This window comes from Rhodococcus sp. NJ-530 (genome assembly GCF_003860625.1).
GTDB classification, from domain to species: Bacteria; Actinomycetota; Actinomycetes; order Mycobacteriales; family Mycobacteriaceae; genus Rhodococcus_F; species Rhodococcus_F qingshengii.
In genome coordinates, this window is the sequence record NZ_CP034152.1 from 3,009,601 (window position 1) to 3,024,986 (window position 15,386).

15 protein-coding genes are annotated in these 15,386 nt (G+C 62.2%); 7 read left to right on the forward strand and 8 right to left on the reverse strand.

The features are described from left to right. Positions 1-53 precede the first annotated feature (53 nt). Positions 54-1,043 (forward strand): malate dehydrogenase, encoded by a 990-nt coding sequence (locus EHW12_RS14245; protein WP_125051025.1) that lies wholly within the window; start codon positions 54-56, stop codon positions 1,041-1,043. Between the two features lie 12 nt (positions 1,044-1,055). Here EHW12_RS14245 and EHW12_RS14250 read toward each other — a convergent pair whose 3' ends face one another. Genes EHW12_RS14250 through EHW12_RS14255 form a run of 3 tightly spaced genes read right to left on the reverse strand, consistent with a single transcriptional unit; the run spans position 1,056 to position 2,613 of the window. Then, positions 1,056-1,715 (reverse strand): hypothetical protein, encoded by a 660-nt coding sequence (locus EHW12_RS14250; protein WP_241199163.1) that lies wholly within the window; start codon positions 1,713-1,715, stop codon positions 1,056-1,058. Further along, a complete protein-coding gene (locus tag EHW12_RS35230) occupies positions 1,691-2,287 on the reverse strand; it encodes a hypothetical protein (protein ID WP_241199164.1) in 597 nt (198 codons plus the stop codon). Before EHW12_RS35230 ends, EHW12_RS14250 begins: the two co-directional genes overlap by 25 nt. Beyond that, entirely contained in the window at positions 2,284-2,613 is a 330-nt protein-coding gene (locus tag EHW12_RS14255) for a type VII secretion target (protein ID WP_030536848.1), read from the reverse strand. The genes EHW12_RS35230 and EHW12_RS14255 overlap by 4 nt, the downstream gene beginning before the upstream one ends. A 172-nt stretch (positions 2,614-2,785) precedes the next feature. Between EHW12_RS14255 and otsB the strand changes: the two genes are divergently transcribed. Next, positions 2,786-3,574 (forward strand): trehalose-phosphatase, encoded by a 789-nt coding sequence (otsB, locus tag EHW12_RS14260; RefSeq protein ID WP_241199165.1) that lies wholly within the window; start codon positions 2,786-2,788, stop codon positions 3,572-3,574. 199 nt (positions 3,575-3,773) lie between these two features. Here the strand turns inward: otsB and EHW12_RS14265 are convergent, their stop codons facing one another. The 3 genes from EHW12_RS14265 to EHW12_RS14275 form a co-directional block, all read right to left on the reverse strand. Beyond that, positions 3,774-4,565 carry an ABC transporter permease subunit gene (locus tag EHW12_RS14265; RefSeq protein WP_007732982.1) on the reverse strand — a complete coding sequence of 264 codons (792 nt, stop codon included), beginning with the start codon at positions 4,563-4,565 and terminating at the stop codon, positions 3,774-3,776. Then, positions 4,565-5,539 carry an ATP-binding cassette domain-containing protein gene (locus EHW12_RS14270; protein ID WP_042919882.1) on the reverse strand — a complete coding sequence of 325 codons (975 nt, stop codon included), beginning with the start codon at positions 5,537-5,539 and terminating at the stop codon, positions 4,565-4,567. Before EHW12_RS14270 ends, EHW12_RS14265 begins: the two co-directional genes overlap by 1 nt. Before the next feature lie 81 nt (positions 5,540-5,620). After that, positions 5,621-6,676 carry a serine/threonine protein phosphatase gene (locus EHW12_RS14275; protein ID WP_030536453.1) on the reverse strand — a complete coding sequence of 352 codons (1,056 nt, stop codon included), beginning with the start codon at positions 6,674-6,676 and terminating at the stop codon, positions 5,621-5,623. A 466-nt stretch (positions 6,677-7,142) separates the two neighbouring features. Between EHW12_RS14275 and EHW12_RS14285 the strand changes: the two genes are divergently transcribed. Genes EHW12_RS14285 through EHW12_RS14295 form a run of 3 tightly spaced genes read left to right on the forward strand, consistent with a single transcriptional unit; the run spans position 7,143 to position 11,224 of the window. Continuing rightward, positions 7,143-7,763 carry a TetR/AcrR family transcriptional regulator gene (locus tag EHW12_RS14285; protein WP_241199166.1) on the forward strand — a complete coding sequence of 207 codons (621 nt, stop codon included), beginning with the start codon at positions 7,143-7,145 and terminating at the stop codon, positions 7,761-7,763. Continuing rightward, the gene (gene kstD, locus EHW12_RS14290; RefSeq protein WP_058226776.1) at positions 7,763-9,526 is read left to right on the forward strand and encodes a 3-oxosteroid 1-dehydrogenase; all 1,764 of its coding nucleotides are present in this window, start codon (positions 7,763-7,765) and stop codon (positions 9,524-9,526) included. The genes EHW12_RS14285 and kstD overlap by 1 nt, the downstream gene beginning before the upstream one ends. A gap of 15 nt (positions 9,527-9,541) precedes the next feature. Further along, positions 9,542-11,224 carry an ATP-binding cassette domain-containing protein gene (locus tag EHW12_RS14295; RefSeq protein WP_003944811.1) on the forward strand — a complete coding sequence of 561 codons (1,683 nt, stop codon included), beginning with the start codon at positions 9,542-9,544 and terminating at the stop codon, positions 11,222-11,224. 17 nt (positions 11,225-11,241) lie between these two features. Here EHW12_RS14295 and EHW12_RS14300 read toward each other — a convergent pair whose 3' ends face one another. Further along, positions 11,242-11,889, reverse strand: a complete 648-nt coding sequence (locus EHW12_RS14300) for a hypothetical protein (RefSeq protein WP_058038739.1) — start codon at positions 11,887-11,889, stop codon at positions 11,242-11,244. 440 nt (positions 11,890-12,329) lie between these two features. Here EHW12_RS14300 and EHW12_RS14305 point away from each other — a divergent pair, with 440 nt between their 5' ends. Continuing rightward, complete coding sequence (locus EHW12_RS14305) at positions 12,330-12,884, forward strand: transglycosylase family protein (RefSeq protein WP_125051029.1); 555 nt, start codon at positions 12,330-12,332, stop codon at positions 12,882-12,884. Between the two features lie 12 nt (positions 12,885-12,896). On the opposite strand, the gene EHW12_RS14310 is transcribed toward EHW12_RS14305, so the two are convergent. After that, positions 12,897-13,628 (reverse strand): TetR/AcrR family transcriptional regulator, encoded by a 732-nt coding sequence (locus EHW12_RS14310; RefSeq protein ID WP_007728104.1) that lies wholly within the window; start codon positions 13,626-13,628, stop codon positions 12,897-12,899. Positions 13,629-13,825: 197 nt separating this feature from the next. Here EHW12_RS14310 and EHW12_RS14315 point away from each other — a divergent pair, with 197 nt between their 5' ends. Next, complete coding sequence (locus tag EHW12_RS14315) at positions 13,826-15,385, forward strand: amino acid permease (RefSeq protein WP_042951823.1); 1,560 nt, start codon at positions 13,826-13,828, stop codon at positions 15,383-15,385. Position 15,386 lies beyond the last annotated feature (1 nt).

Consider the following 15,386-nt stretch of genomic DNA (forward strand, 5'->3'; position numbering starts at 1 on the left):
CTTACAGCGTTGTAGAACGGACAGTCGTGAAAACGGCAGGTGAGGAGTCGGCAATGAGTATTGCGCCCGTAACCGTCACGGTAACCGGAGCGTCGGGTCAGATCGCATACGGAATGCTTTTCCGCATAGCTGCGGGGGAGATGCTCGGCGCTGACGTCCCGATCAAACTTCGACTGCTCGAGATTCCTGCCGCCGTGTCCGCTGCCGAAGGCGTTGCGATGGAACTCGAAGACGGCGCATTTCCGTTGCTGAGCTCCATCGACATCACCGACGATCCCGATGTCGCCTTCTCCGGCGCGAACGTCGGGATGCTGGTCGGCGCACGTCCGCGGAGCAAGGGGATGGAGCGTGCCGACTTGCTGAGTGCGAACGGCGCGATTTTCACAGCGCACGGGAAGGCGATCAACAACAACGCAGCCTCGGACGTCAAGGTGCTGGTCGTGGGAAACCCGGCCAACACCAACGCGCTCATCGCGATGAACAATGCACCGGACGTGCCCGATGCTCGGTTCAGTGCGCTGACACGTCTCGACCACAACCGAGCGATCGCGCAGGTGGTGAAGAAGACCGGGGTTCGTGCGTCGTCGGTGCGCAAGGTGTCCGTCTGGGGAAACCATTCGGCGACGCAGTACCCGGACCTGTCCCACGCGACTGTCGCAGGTGAGCCTGCACTCGCGGTGATCGACGACCGCGACTGGGTGGAGAACGATTTCATCCCGACTGTGCAGGTGCGAGGCACCGCCATCATCGCTGCGCGGGGATCGTCCTCTGCGGCGAGTGCGGCCAGCGCGTCGATCGACCACGTCCGCGACTGGGTGATCGGTACCGCCGAGGACGACTGGGTATCCATGGCCGTCTGTTCGGACGGTTCCTACGGAGTGCCCGAAGGATTGGTCTCTTCCTTCGCTGTGACCTGTGCCGATGGCGAGTTCGCTATCGTTCCCGACCTCGCGATCGACGACTTCTCACGCGAACGGATCGACCTGTCCGTCAGCGAACTGGAGCAGGAGCGTGCGGCGGTGCGGGAGTTGGGCTTCGTCTGAGGTTTGTCTTGATCAGAGATCTCGGAACAGGTACTGATCGGGATCGTCAGCCCCGAGCACGGGCGGCGACACCATCGGCAGATCGTCGACCATCGAATTCTCGTCGCCGGCAGTGACGAGATACCTCGGGGTAGTGCGTGACGACTCGTCGTCCCGAGATCCGCGGGGTCCACCGCCCAGCATGCCGCCCGGCGACATGCCAGCATTGCCGGCCACCGACGACGGTGCACCCAGGCCGGGCGTTGCTATTGGAACCGGTTGAGCTGCAGCAACTCCCGCTGCGCCTCTCATCATTCCGCCGATAGTGCCGCTTCCGCTCAGCCATGCTCCGCCAGAGCTTGCCGTCGCACTGGGTGACGGCGACGCGCCGGCTGCGAGTGACGTCGACGGATTGCCTGCGCCCCACAGCTTGGCGACGCCGGTCGGAAGCCCGGCGCCGGCCTGTGCAGCCGAGGTTCGAACAGCCTCGGTGCCTGGCTGAGTGGAGTCCGGGTGGGTGGAGTACGGCGCATCACCGGCATCGGTTGAGGCAGACAGAGGTTGGGCGATCTGACGGGCGGCGTTGTTGATTGCCTCCGCAGTGATCAGGTTGGAGAGTGCCTCACTGGTCGGTGGGGTCGGCACGGGGATCGGTCCGGCAAGGGCGTTCATGGCTGCGGTGTGCCCGAGCATCTCCCGCGCGTCCGAGTCACCGCCGCGACGGCTGCCTGCATGTGTTCAGCTGCCGAGGCAAGCAACATCGCCTGTCCTGGTGGTGTCCACGCGATGGGCGCGGCAGCTGCAACCGTGGTGGCGAAGGACTGCGCGATTGCCGCGAGATTCGCGTTGCCTCGCTGCACCGATTCCGCGGCGGCAGCAGCAGTTTTCGATATCGCGGTTCCGCGTTCGCTCAATTCTGCGCCGCTGTTCTGGGCGGATCGCGACAGTTCGGTCGCGGCGTCACTGCCGGTGCTGTTCCAGGTCTGGCTTACCTCGGCGACCGCGCTTCGGGACAGTCCCATGGCGTGGTCGATGAGAGTGGACGCCTGATCGAAGATGCCGACGGGATCGATGCCCGCAAAAGTGCCTGTGCCGAGACTCTTCCCGAGTTCGATCAAGGGCGCGAACAGATCTTCGATTCCGGGGAGTGCCGGTACCGGTATGCCGGCGAGCATCGATTCGACCACATTGTTCGGCAGTGCCGGGGCAGGAGCGCCACCGTGAGGGAATTCGATGACGGTCGTCGAGTCGTCTTCGGTGCTCACGCGGTCGCGCCCGTCGATCCGGCCACAGCGGTCAGATCTGTTGCGATTGCATGATCTGTGGTGTCGTAGGCCTGCGCGGCTGCACCGGCCGTCGCGGCGTTGCCGGCGTAGAACGTGGCGAGTGCTGCAACATCTTTGGTGTGTGTGGCCTGAGCGCGCGCGAATGCTTCGAGAAATTCGATCCCGACGGGGCCCACGGCCGGTGCGACTGCTGCGATGTTTGCACCCAGATCGACGGCGGCGGCCTGCGCGATGCGTCCTGCCGCTTCGGTCGACGTCGAGCCGTACTTTCGGATGCCGTCAGTGGCGACAGTCAATTCGCTCATCATTACCCCCAGTTGGTAAGCGTGGTGAGAACTGTATCGGACCACAGTCCGCCCTTGCAGGGAGAGAACGCGAGTTCGCCAGCGGTTCCGGACAACTTGGACGAAGTGGCGGAGATTACATTCGGATCCGGTGTTGGTATTGCGGGTGCGATCGATTTGGCACACTCGAACCATGCGAACCGCTGCGGACGTCATCCTCCGACTCACGTCCGATCCAGCTCGCTGTGGACTGGTGATGGATTTCGACGGCGTGCTTGCACCCATCGTCGACGATCCGTCGGCGAGTGCGCTACTGCCCGGCGCCGAAGACGTGCTTGCGACCCTGGCCGAGCATCTCGGTGTTGTCGGCTTGCTCTCGGGACGGCCTGTGTCGTTCTTGCGAGAGCGGCTCAGCTTGAATTCCGTTGTGCTCATGGGTTCCTACGGCGTCGAGACCTGGACGGACGACGGAATCCACGTGCTTCCGGCCGTCGCGGCGTTCAGTGATGCTGTCGCCGAAGCAGAAGCCGAATTGCGTCGCTTGTTCGACTCTCCGGCAGTTCCTGGCATCCATGTCGAGAGCAAAGGCCTTGCGGTGGCCGTGCATTGGCGTCGGGCCGCGGATCGTGCGGTCGCGCAGCGCCTTGTGGAAGCAGCGACGACAGAAATCGCGAGCCGGACCGGGTTGCGGCGTGAGCCCGGCAAGTTGGTCGAGGAATTGCGCCCACCCGTTGAGGAGGACAAGGGGACAGGCCTCCTTCGCGCGATCGCGGCCGCAGGGGTCGACGTCGTCGCGTACGCGGGCGACGACCGGGGTGACCTACCGGCCTTTGCCGCTGTCCTTGCCTCGGGTGGAGAAGCGTTGGTGGTCAAGGGCGACGACATCGCACCGGAAGTGGCTGCTGTCGACGGCGTCCAGTTCGACGGCCCGCAGGCATTCCTCGATTGGATGAAAGAGCTTGCCGCGCAACTGGAACGCTGACGCGTAAGGTCAGTCTGCCAGGAACTCGACCAGGTCTTATTTCGAGGTGCCGCGTCCGCGGGGCAGAGTGACGCGAACCCGCGCGTGCCCTGTTCCTTGGCGTGATCGACAAGCGCTGCGGGTTCTGTCAACGCGAAACTGGCCGCACCGGAAGGGCTCCGGTGCGGCCAGTTTTGGTCTTGGTCGGTTTGCGACTCGGTCAGGCGTCGCGCTTGTTGACGACGGCGATGCTGATTCCGAATATCACCAGCACAAACGCTGCGAAGTAGAACAAGCTTCCCCAAGGGCCCCAATGGAAATTGGTGCTCGAACCCGAAGAGAGGAAGTGGTCGGCGTTGGCGAACGGGAGGAACGGTGTGACGTTTCTGCCGAAGGATCCGAACATGCCGAACAGGCTCTCGATGAGCAGTGGCCACAGCAGCAGTAGTGCAATGGCGCCTGCGGACTGACGAAGGAGTGCTCCGACGGCGATGGCAAGGGCAACGCAGAGGAACGCGAAGATCGGTACGCCGTAAACGGCGCGCCAGGCGTCGGCGTTGTCCAGTGCCAGATTGGTGGAACCTTCAGAGCCTGCCGCAGCTTTGGTGATGAATACCGCGCCGAGCATGAGAACGAAGGACAGCACCGCGCCGAAAGCCCCGATCAGGCAGGCTTTGGCGATCAGAACCGAAGCCCGACTCGGGATGGCCTGGAAGGTGGTACGGATGATGCCGAAGCGGTACTCGCTGGTGATCGCGAGCGCCGCCATGATCATCAGGACCATGACGCCGAATCCGGATACTCCTAGCCCCGCGTCGTTGAACGTGGGGAGGAATTTCTCGAAATCAGGAGTTCCTGATGCGGCTTCGTCGTTGTACGCCTGAATGCTCGAACTCGACGAACGCCCGATCATCCAGGCGACGCCCAACCCCAGGACGATGATTGTGATCGTGCACCACAGCGGCGACTTGGTCGTGGTGATCTTGATACGTTCAGCACTGAGAACAGCCATTACAGTGCACCTCCCATAGCGTGCTGTGTGTTTGCGTGGTGGGCTCCGGCGCCCGGATCGATACCGGATGCGTGGTACTGGACATCGTCTCCGGTCAACTTCATGAACGCATCCTCGAGCGATCCCTGCACAGAAGCCAACTCGTGCAACACGATTCCCTGCGAACCAGCCAAACCACCGATCACATCGGTGGTCGAATCCACGACCACCAACACCGGCTCCGATCCTGAATGTTCCTCGCGGACAGTCAGTCCCTGGGCAGTCAATGCGGCATGGAGAGCGTCCAATTGTGGGCTGCGCACGCGCACCGTCGACTCCGACGAACGATCCACGAACTCCGCGACCGTCGAATCCGAAATCAACCGACCCCGACCGATCACCACCAACTGCTCCGCCGTGAGCGCCATCTCCGACAGGAGGTGACTCGACACGAGCACCGTGCGGCCCTCGGCCGCCAACCGCTGCATGAACTTACGAATCCAGACGATGCCCTCCGGATCGAGACCGTTGACCGGCTCGTCGAACAACAACACCTTCGGATCCCCCAACAGCGCACCCGCCAACCCCAGACGCTGCGACATACCGAGCGAGAACCCGCCGGCCTTCTTGCCCGCCACCTCGGACAATCCGACCAACCCGAGCACCTCGTCGACGCGGGACTTCGGGATCCCGTTCGAAGCAGCCATCCACTGCAGATGTGCACGCGCACTGCGATTGGGGTGCACCCACTTCGCATCCAGCAACGCACCCACCGTCCGCAACGGCGTCTTGAGCTCGCGGTACGGCTTGCCCTCGATCAACGCCGCACCCGACGTCGGCTGATCCAAACCCAGGATCATCCGCATCGTCGTCGACTTGCCTGCACCGTTCGGGCCCAGGAAGCCCGTCACGATGCCCGGCTTGACCGTGAACGACAAGTCGTCCACCGCTTTCGTCGGTCCGTAAACCTTGGTCAATCCCCTCAGTTCAATCATGAGGAGAACTGTGCCCTACCGGCACTGACCAGCACATCGGTCCCGAGGATGACATGAACCCTGAGATGTGAATACGGCAGTTCAGGGAAAACCCTGTGCTCGACCGGAAGTCGGAACTGGCGCGGCATGCGGGTAGGGCGCATCGAAGTCGCCGTCGAACAATCGCCAGTAGAAGTCGTTCATCCTCGCAGCGACGGGCGCGTGCCGTGTCACGATCGCGGCCACCTCTGGTGTCACATCACCTGGAATATGACCTGTGGCGCATCGTCGTACGTACTGGTTGCGGGCGACTGGTCCGCCGCTCGTCGGCCTCGGTACCCCGCAGACCTCGGTCACCAGCCAGTTGACCAGAAGCATGGCGGCGTAGTCGGCGTCATGAGTGGCGTGGCGCCGGACGAAGTCGTGCTCGGCAGTCGACAGGTCGAAGTGTGGGGATGTGGCCAGTCCGAAGTCGGTGAGATAGATCCGCTCCATGTCGGTGCGCATGTTGCCGAAATGTCCATCCATGTGCAGCAACTGTCGATCGCGCAAGAATGCCACGATCTCCGAAAACTGTCGCTCGACTTCGGCAGCTTTGGCGGACGGGTTGTCTTCCAGCCAATTCGAGATCGGGTGTTCGATGTACTCGCAGAACAGTACGAGGCTGCACGGCGCAGCGGCAAGCGCTTCGAGACGGGTCCGCACTTCACGGCTGGCGCCGGCGGTGTGAACGGAATCGATGTCGGCGTGTTCGGCCGCAACGGGCGAACGTCCGGGAAGTATCCGCCAGTGGTAAAGCATTGGGAACGACTGTGTTTCGCCGGCCAGAACGGCATCGGTGACCACGATGTTCGCGGCCAGTTCTCGCCAGGCGTTGAAGCTTGGGCCACCAATGCCGTACTGGCAGAACGTCGGCAGATCGAAATGGTTGGAAGTAGAGCCCACCTCGGCGATTTCCCGCACGCTCAGTGGGATGCGTTTGGTGAATACCGGAACGCCGTTGAGCCTGTTGTCATAGACCCTGATCACTCCTGCGGCGCCACCTACGCCGACACTCGAGATTTGAACGGTGTCGACCAGTCGGGCCAGTTCGACATCGTTCTGGGAAGACAGGAACGCCGACAGCTTTCGGTGGCGGTCAATCCTGACGTCTGTCATTCCACGACTGTGCCACAGGCTCGTCCGGCTTCGATTTCGCGGAGCCGCCTGTCGAAGTCACCGATTCTGGCGGTGTCCTCGTAGTAGTCCTCTTGCTCGATGATCTTTCCCACTTGGTCCGAACGAGAAGCACTGTTCGATTTCGATAGATGACGGCGCCGTCGGGGCCGAGGGCTCGGTCGTCGAAACGGGCGAGCAGGGTCATGCGCCAGAGTGGACCACCGAAATACGCTTCGGTGACCGCGCCTTGAAGCCCCGCATCGACAAATTCTTGGAGAAACGTCTCGATTCGGTCCCCATCGTTTCATCTTCGAAGCTTGTCGTGGCATCGAATGCAGTGTCAACGAAATGCCCGGGTCTGCTGATATCTGACAGAGAATTGGATATTGACAGTGACTGTCACAATAGGTGAGACTCGCATTATCGAGAACGGCCGGATCTCGGCCGAGGCGGGAGGACGTTGCTGATGTCACTACGGGAGAGACAGCGGTTGCAGGTGCGAGCAGACATTCAACGTGCGGCATTCGATCTGTTCGCGCGTGACGGTTTCGAGGAAGTGACCACCGAGCAGATTGCGGCGGCAGCGGGGGTGTCGGCGAGTACGTACTTTCGGCACGTTCGTAACAAGGAGGATCTGCTGTTGGATCCGGTCAGGCAGGGCGGTGCCGGAATCGTGACGTTGCTCGAGGATCGCCCACCGGCCGAGTCGGCTGATCTTGCGATATCACGGGCAATCCTCGAGCGTTCCAATGCTTTCGAGTCCGCGGAGATCGATCAGTGGCGATCGGCGTTCCGTACCGCGCCGCACCTGATGGATCGTGTCGCTCTGATCGCGCCCGAGCATCGTGATCGGTTGGTCGAGTTGGTGGCGCAACGTATGCAACTCGATCCGGAAAACGACAGCCGCCCAGGACTTCTCGTTCATTTGATGTTGGCGGCGGCGGAGTTCGGTTATCGGCAATGGATACGTAACCCTCACAAGCGCGGGGCATCACTTCCCGTGTGCGTCGAGGGGGCGCTCGACGCTGTTCGAGGATCCCGGTGGCACACGCAGGACGAAGATGACACGAAAGGTCGTGACCAGTGATGGACGAGAACCCTCAGGGCGCCGTGCCGCCCGTAGTAGATGTGCCCGTAGTGGATGTCGTTGTTGTCGGATCGGGGGCTGCCGGCATGTCCGCAGCCATCACCGCAGCCCGCAACGGACTCTCGACGATACTCGTGGAGAAGTCCGAATACTGGGGCGGTTCGTCGTCCCGGTCCGGGGGCGGCGTGTGGATTCCGGGAAACTCGATACTTCGCCGCGAGGCACCGACAGATGATATCGACTCTGCGCGAACATATCTGAAGAGCATTGTCGGAGAGGATGCAGACAGCGACCGAATCGACACTTATCTCGATCGAGGTCCGGAAGCCCTCGATTTCCTGATTCGTCACTCTGCACTCGAGCTCGAATGGGTGAAGGGGTACTCCGACTACTTTCCCGAGGCACCTGGCGGACGTGCAAGCGGCCGCTCGTGCGAGCCGCGCCCGTTCGACGCGCGAGCTCTGGGCGACGATCTTGCGACACTTCATCCGCCGTACATGAAGGTTCCGCTCAACATGGTTGTCCAACAATCTGATTACCGTTGGCTGAGCACGGGGATCCGGCATTGGCGGGGTCCGGTGCGGATGCTTCGGGTAGGAATGAGATCCCTGGCCGCAAGAGCTCGGAGGAAGAAGCTGATCGGGCTCGGGCCGGCGCTCATGGCCGAACTGATGCTCGGAGTTCGGGACGCCGGAGTGACGGTGGAGCTCGGGACGAGGCTTGTGGATTTGGTGACCGACAGTGATCGTGTCGTGGGTGTGCGACTCGAGTCCGGGGGAGTGCAGACCACCATGCACGCTCGATGCGGTGTCATCCTCGCGTGTGGCGGGTTCGACAACAACGACGACATGCGAGGCGAGTACCAGCGACGGCCGAGTAGCGCGCAGTGGACTCTCGGGGCACCGACCAATACCGGGGATGGCATCCGTGCAGCTCTACGCGTCGACGCCGCAATTTCGTACATGGACGACGCGTGGTGGGCCCCGTCGATTCCACTGCCCAAAGGCCCGTGGTTCGCCTTGGCGGAACGCTCGTTGCCTCGCAGCCTCATGGTCAACGCCAGCGGTCAGCGCTTCATGAACGAGTCACTTCCCTATGTCGAAGCGGCACACGCCATGTTCGGCGGAAAGTACGGCCGAGGTGAAGGACCCGCTGAGAACATCCCGGCTTGGCTGATCTTCGATCAGACGTACCGTGACCGTTACCTGTTCGCGGGGGTTCCGGCGCGCAGGCCGATACCTCGGTCGTGGATCGAATCGGGTGCGATCGTGCGAGCTGGATCGATTGCCGAACTCGCTGCCGAGATCGGAGTGCCGGGCGATGCGCTGTCCGCGACCATCACACGATTCAACAGTCACGCGCGCGACGGAGTCGATCGCGACTTCGGCCGTGGGACAAGCAGATACGACCACTACTACGGCGACTGCACCAACAAGCCCAACCCCAGCCTCGGAGAACTCACGAAGGGTCCGTTCTATGCCGCGAAGATGGTGCCTGGAGACCTGGGGACCAAAGGCGGCATCAACACGGACGCTCGCGCGCGAGCGTTGCGCGCCGACGGTTCGGTCATCGACGGGCTCTATGCAGCAGGTAACACCAGCTCACCGGTGATGGGTCATACCTATGCCGGTCCAGGTGCAACTATCGGTCCCGCAATGGTTTTCGGATATCTGGCGGCGCTCGATGCGGTCGGACGATCCCACGACGGTAGTGAGCTCGCGACCGAAGGCAGGAATAATGGTTTGGCAGATCGCCGTGGGTAGGGTTCTCTTGACAGCGTGACCCACCTCAACATCGCCGACGTCGACTACTTTCTCCCTGATGGTCGGCAACTGCTCAGCGGTGTCAGCTTTCGGGTCGGCAACGGCGCAAAAACTGCACTGATAGGCCCCAACGGGACTGGTAAGACGACGTTGCTCCGCATTGTCGCCGGAGACGTCGTCGCCGACGAGGGCGCTGTCACTCGATCCGGAACACTGGGCGTGATGCGGCAATTCGTCGGCCAGGTTCGCGACGAGTCCACCGTGCGCGATCTTCTGTTGTCCGTCTCGCCGGCACGGATCCGGGACGCAGCACTGGCGCTCGATACGGCAGAAAACGCGATGATCGAGCGCGACGAGGAATCAACTCAAATGAAGTATTCGCATGCGCTGGCCGATTGGGCCGACGTGGGCGGCTACGAGACCGAAGACTTCTGGGACAAGGTCACTACCGCGGCTCTCGGTGTTCCCTATGACCGTGCGAAGTGGCGCGCGGCCAACTCCCTCAGTGGTGGCGAGCAGAAACGGTTGGTTCTCGAAGCACTGTTCGCTGGGCCCGACGACGCACTCCTACTGGACGAGCCGGACAACTACCTCGATGTTCCGGGCAAGCGATGGCTGGAAAAGACGATCTCGGAATCGTCGAAAGTGGTTTTGTTCGTCAGCCACGACCGCGAACTGATCGCCAACGCGGCCACCCACATCGTGACGCTCGAGCCCGGAATCAGCGGCGCAACGTCGTGGACGCACGGTGCTGGGCTGGCCAGCTACCACCAAGCCCGCGAGGATCGCAACGCTCGATTCGAAGAACTGCGCCGACGCTGGGACGAGGAGCACGCGAAATTACGTGCCCTGGTTCTGCGATTGCGTGAAAAGGCCAAGTTCAACGACGGCGTCGCTGCGCGGTATCACGCCTCGCAAACCAGGTTGGCGAAGTTCGAGGAGGCAGGGCCACCCGAAGCGATTCCACTTCAGCAGAAGGTGACGGTTCGGCTGGCGGGCGGGCGAACCGCCAAGCGCGCGTTGGTATGTCAAGATCTCGAGCTGACCGGATTGATGAAGCCTTTCGACACCGAGATCTGGTACGGAGATCGGGTTGCCGTGCTGGGCTCCAATGGATCCGGAAAGTCGCATTTCCTTCGGCTCTTGGCGGGTGGGGGGACCGATCCGGGGAGCGAGCATCTGCCTGTCGAGGCGCTCGACATCGCGCCAGTCGAGCACGGGGGTACTGCGACGCTGGGTGCCCGGGTACGTCCCGGATTGTTTGCGCAGACACACTCCAGGCCCGATCTGACCGGAAACACGCTGCTCGAGATCCTGCACATGGGCGACGAACACCGCAGCGGAATGGGACGCGAAGCGGCGAGCCGCGCGCTGGACCGTTACGGATTGTCCCAAGCTGCGGAACAGAAGTACGACGACCTGTCCGGCGGTCAGCAGGCACGATTGCAGATCCTGCTCCTCGAGCTCTCCGGCGCCACGATGTTGTTGCTCGACGAACCGACCGACAACCTTGACCTTCATTCGGCTGACGCGCTCGAGCAGGGCATTGCTCAGTTTGCCGGCACGGTCATCTCGGTCACGCACGATCGCTGGTTCGCGCGCGGGTTCGACAGGTTCCTCGTCTTCGGATCGGATGGGAACGTGTACGAGAGCGAGTCGCCGGTGTGGGACGAGGCCAGGGTCGAACGAGCGCGCTGAGATCGAGCAGCCACTCCCTACCTGGGGAGAGGCGGCAGCTCGTTGATCATCGCGCGAAGGAGGCCCGGATCGCTGCGATCCGATCGAGGCGGGGGACAGCGCGAAAGATCGAGCTGTGTCGGAAAGCGCCACACAACGCGACCTGGATCTACCCTGTTCACCGCCGAGTACCAGTGGGTGAGGGGCTCGGCGAGCGCCGCGTGAAGCTCGAAATGCCGTCGTCGGCGGCTGGGGTCTCCTTCGCGCTGAAGTAGAAGCTGCCCCGGTGACGGTATCGAGATGACGGTCAGATCCGCGAAACCCAGTTCGAGGTGCTCGAAAGCTGTCTCGACTGCCGCGAGCTCGTACTCGAATCGCTCCCGAGGTGCTGCGCCCACCGCAGCGAGACACCAGCTGTAGTGCAGTTTCAGCGGGTCGCTGTCGCAGAGCGCGATACCGGTTCTCGCTTCGAGATCTTCCGCTTGCGACCATCGCTTCGAATTGACCGTTGTCCAGTAACTTGCCTGCACTTCGAGGTTGGTTCCATCCGGTTCGAACCCGGTGGGCTGATATTCGGCCACGAATTCCTCGACGACCGATTCATTCGTCATCTGGGCTCGGCACCAAGTGGTCTTGCCGGCGGCGCTGGGTCCTTCTACTGCGATGATCACCAGTTGATTCTCCATAACGATTGGGGCGGTTGGTTTTTGCCCGTTGCCAGGAATCTCTTAACATCCGAAGGGGGCTCCTTCGTGGTCCGACACGGCCTTTTTCGGTGCGGTGGGTCACAAAATCACAGTGACGGTTGACACATAACGGACGGATAACGATCGGTATGGTTGAACCTCGAATCAACTAGTTGACCTGTGGTTATTTCTTGAAACTCGACTGAATCTGGTACGGCAGTGCCGGAAAACTGCCCCGTGACCAATCCGTGACCATCACCTACGGTCGTTGACAGCCCGAAACTACCGGGCAAACACCGACCCGCAACTGCGTGCTTCTGCCCCGCGGGTCCGGTACTCCCGAAACCTTCGCGGGGCAGGAGTGAAACAGACGAGTCGATCGACGAGACGTGAAAGCGTCCGGGCCGACCTCGTCCGCGGTAGCGGAGAGGATTTACCCAATGACCAGCATCACCTTCAAGCGCGCCCTCGGCGCAGTTGCAACCGCAGGCGCAGTCGTCGCGATCCCGCTCGCCATGAGCACCGGCACCGCTTCGGCAGCCGGCCACGACTGGTCCGGAGTCGCAAACTGCGAGTCCTCCGGTAACTGGGCCGCCAACACCGGAAACGGCTTCTACGGTGGTCTGCAGTTCACGCAGAGCACCTGGAACGCATTCGGTGGATCGGGCAACGCTGCCAACGCCAGCCAGGCCGAGCAGATCCGTGTCGCCGAGAACGTTCTCGCAGGCCAGGGCGTCGGCGCATGGCCCGTCTGCGGTCAGTACCTGACCACCGGCACCACCGCAGGCAACTACGAGGCCGCAACCGCCCCCGTCACCGCTGAGGCTTCCGTCGAGTCGGCTCCGGCAGCAAGCACCGGAAGCGGCAACTACGTGGTCAAGGCAGGCGACACCCTGTCGAAGATCGCTGCTGCACACGGCATCTCGCTCGAGAACCTCGCCAGCCAGGTTCCGAACATCAACCTGATCTTCCCGGGACAGTCCCTCTCGGTCTAGTCTCGTGGCCGTTTAGGTCCTCAATGCGTCGAAATTGTCCGGAGCTGATGCAGCCCCGGACAATTTCGGCGTTTCTGCGTTCGCAATGAGCGTTGCCGCTTCCGTATGGATGGGGTCAAGATCCTGGCGCCACCCAAGAATGTGCAGCGCCGACCCGGCGATGACGGCGGCGTCGGGAATCGGGGTGCCTTCGAGCGCGTCGGCTCGCGCGCTGATCACGCTTTCTACCAGGCGAAACGGAAGCTCGGCCAGGTGCGTTGATGATGGATCGTCAATCGCGTCGAGCACATCCTGGGCGAGTGCCCGGTATTGCTCGCGAAGCCGATCGCGATCGGCTCGGAACGACATGAACCTGTCACTTCTCAGTTCCGGTAAGAGATAAAGGACGCCGAGGTTCCACCGTCCGGTGATCAGTTGTGCCGCGTCGATGTACGAAAGTGCGTACAGCTTAACCTCGGGTGCGGTGTCGAGTGGCCTGAGATTCTCCGCGAAGTCGAGCGCCGGCGTCACGGTGTCGGCGAGAAGTGCAACCAGAATGTCGTCCTTGGTGGCGAAATGGTTGTACAGCGACGCCTGACGCATTCCGACTGCTTCGGCGATGTGGCGTGTGGACGTCGCGGCGAAGCCTCGGATGGTGAACAGTTCAGCGGCTGCATCCAAGATCTCCGCCCGGGCAGTGCCACCCGGGCGTCGGCGAGCGGTCAGGCGGGGTCTTCCGGGGCCGGCGTTGGTCACGCCTTCCATAGTGGCAGGCTGCGGCCTTACGTGCGGGATGGTCGCCGCTGTGAGCATTCGGTCACGTGCTCGAAACGTACTCAACGAGCCTGTTACAGAATGAGGCGAATCGTATACGCGGGCGTCACCTGTGGCGAGTGGATTTCGCGAAAACTATCAATCGACAGTTATTCGCCTCTGAATCGCTTCGCCGAAGGAGTACGCCGTTGAGTGCAACAACCCCGGCTGCGCAGCCCACCACCGCTTCCGCACTCGCCTCTTCGCCTCACGACGACGGTGACCTCGCGGAGTTCGGCTACGAGCAGCAGCTGCATCGATCGCTGGGAAAGTTCGCGTCGTTCGCCGCGGGCTTCTCCTTCGTTTCCATCCTGACCACGATCTTCCAATTGTTCGGCCTCGGTTTCGGTTTCGCGGGTCCGGCGTTCTTCTGGACCTGGCCCGTCGTCTTCATCGGTCAGTTCATGGTTGCTCTCAACTTCGCGGAACTTGCTGCCAGATATCCGATTTCGGGTGCCATCTACCAGTGGTCGCGGCGGATGGGTGGTGAGATCGTCGGCTGGTTCGCCGGTTGGTTCATGATTCTCGCTCAGATCGTCACTGCATCGGCCGCCGCGATCGCCTTGCAGGTCGTGCTCCCCAATGTGTGGAGCGGGTTCCAGATCATCGGTGAGGACAGCGCACTCACCTCATCGAGTGGTGCCGCCAACGCCGTGCTGCTCGGATCGGTACTTCTGGTTCTGACCACCTTTATCAACTGCATCGGCGTCAACTGGATGTCGCGTATCAATAACATCGGCGTGACCTGCGAAATCGTCGGTGTCATCGCAGTGATTGGGATGTTCTTCACCCACGCTCAGCGCGGACCGGACGTCGTCTTCGACACCGGCAGTGCCGGCGGTCAGCCCGGATACGCCTGGGCGTGGATCATGTCCGGACTGATGGCTGCTTACGTCATGGTCGGCTTCGGTTCGGCAGGCGAACTGGCCGAGGAGACCCGCAACCCCCGACGCGTCGCACCTCGTACGATCCGGCTTGCACTGTCCGCTTCCGCGCTCGGCGGCGGCTTGATGATCCTCGGCGCGTTGATGGCAGCGCCCTCACTCACCGACGGACGCCTGGCCACGGAAGGTTTGCCGTACGTACTGACATCGATTCTCAGTTCCCCGTGGGGCACGGTCTTGTTGATCGACGTCTCGATCGCAGTGTTCGTGTGCACCTTGGCCATTCAGACTGCTGCTTCACGGCTGATGTTCTCGATGGCCCGCGACGGGCGGCTTCCTGCCTCGCAGGTACTGGCAAAGGTCAACCCCCGCACCGGAACACCTATCGCGCCGTCCGTCCTCATCGGTCTGGTCTGCATTGCCGTCCTGGCCGTCAACGTGGGCAACTCGGCAATTTTTGCAACCCTGTCCAGCGTATGCATCATCTTGATTTACTTGGCCTACCTCATGGTGACCGTGCCGCTGCTGGTTCAGCGTCTCAAGGGATGGCCTCGCACGGCAGTCGGCCCCAAGTTCGACGCCGAAGGCAAAAAGCTTTTCTCCCTGGGCATCTGGGGAGTTCCGGTCAACATCGCCGCGGTTGTGTACGGCGCGCTGATGGTGATCAACCTGTCCTGGCCACGAGCCGAGATCTTCAACCCCACCGGGGAGTACCCCATTCTGCAGTGGGCCGCGCCCATCACGGTAGCGCTGGTCGTGGGGCTGGGAGTCGCTTGCTTCCCACGTGGCCGCGCCACCCCGAATCCCGTCACGATCGGAGCCTGAC

What these genes read in the sequence shown, in the direction of transcription:
- EHW12_RS14245 (WP_125051025.1), top strand. Translation starts at nt 54, where the DNA reads ATGAGTATTGCGCCCGTAACCGTCACGGTAACCGGAGCGTCGGGTCAG.
- EHW12_RS14250 (WP_241199163.1), bottom strand. Translation starts at nt 1,715, where the DNA reads ATGCTCGGGCACACCGCAGCCATGAACGCCCTTGCCGGACCGATCCCC.
- EHW12_RS14255 (WP_030536848.1), bottom strand. Translation starts at nt 2,613, where the DNA reads ATGAGCGAATTGACTGTCGCCACTGACGGCATCCGAAAGTACGGCTCG.
- otsB (WP_241199165.1), top strand. Translation starts at nt 2,786, where the DNA reads ATGCGAACCGCTGCGGACGTCATCCTCCGACTCACGTCCGATCCAGCT.
- EHW12_RS14265 (WP_007732982.1), bottom strand. Translation starts at nt 4,565, where the DNA reads ATGGCTGTTCTCAGTGCTGAACGTATCAAGATCACCACGACCAAGTCG.
- EHW12_RS14270 (WP_042919882.1), bottom strand. Translation starts at nt 5,539, where the DNA reads ATGATTGAACTGAGGGGATTGACCAAGGTTTACGGACCGACGAAAGCG.
- EHW12_RS14275 (WP_030536453.1), bottom strand. Translation starts at nt 6,676, where the DNA reads ATGACAGACGTCAGGATTGACCGCCACCGAAAGCTGTCGGCGTTCCTG.
- EHW12_RS14285 (WP_241199166.1), top strand. Translation starts at nt 7,143, where the DNA reads ATGTCACTACGGGAGAGACAGCGGTTGCAGGTGCGAGCAGACATTCAA.
- kstD (WP_058226776.1), top strand. Translation starts at nt 7,763, where the DNA reads ATGGACGAGAACCCTCAGGGCGCCGTGCCGCCCGTAGTAGATGTGCCC.
- EHW12_RS14300 (WP_058038739.1), bottom strand. Translation starts at nt 11,889, where the DNA reads ATGGAGAATCAACTGGTGATCATCGCAGTAGAAGGACCCAGCGCCGCC.
- EHW12_RS14305 (WP_125051029.1), top strand. Translation starts at nt 12,330, where the DNA reads ATGACCAGCATCACCTTCAAGCGCGCCCTCGGCGCAGTTGCAACCGCA.
- EHW12_RS14310 (WP_007728104.1), bottom strand. Translation starts at nt 13,628, where the DNA reads ATGGAAGGCGTGACCAACGCCGGCCCCGGAAGACCCCGCCTGACCGCT.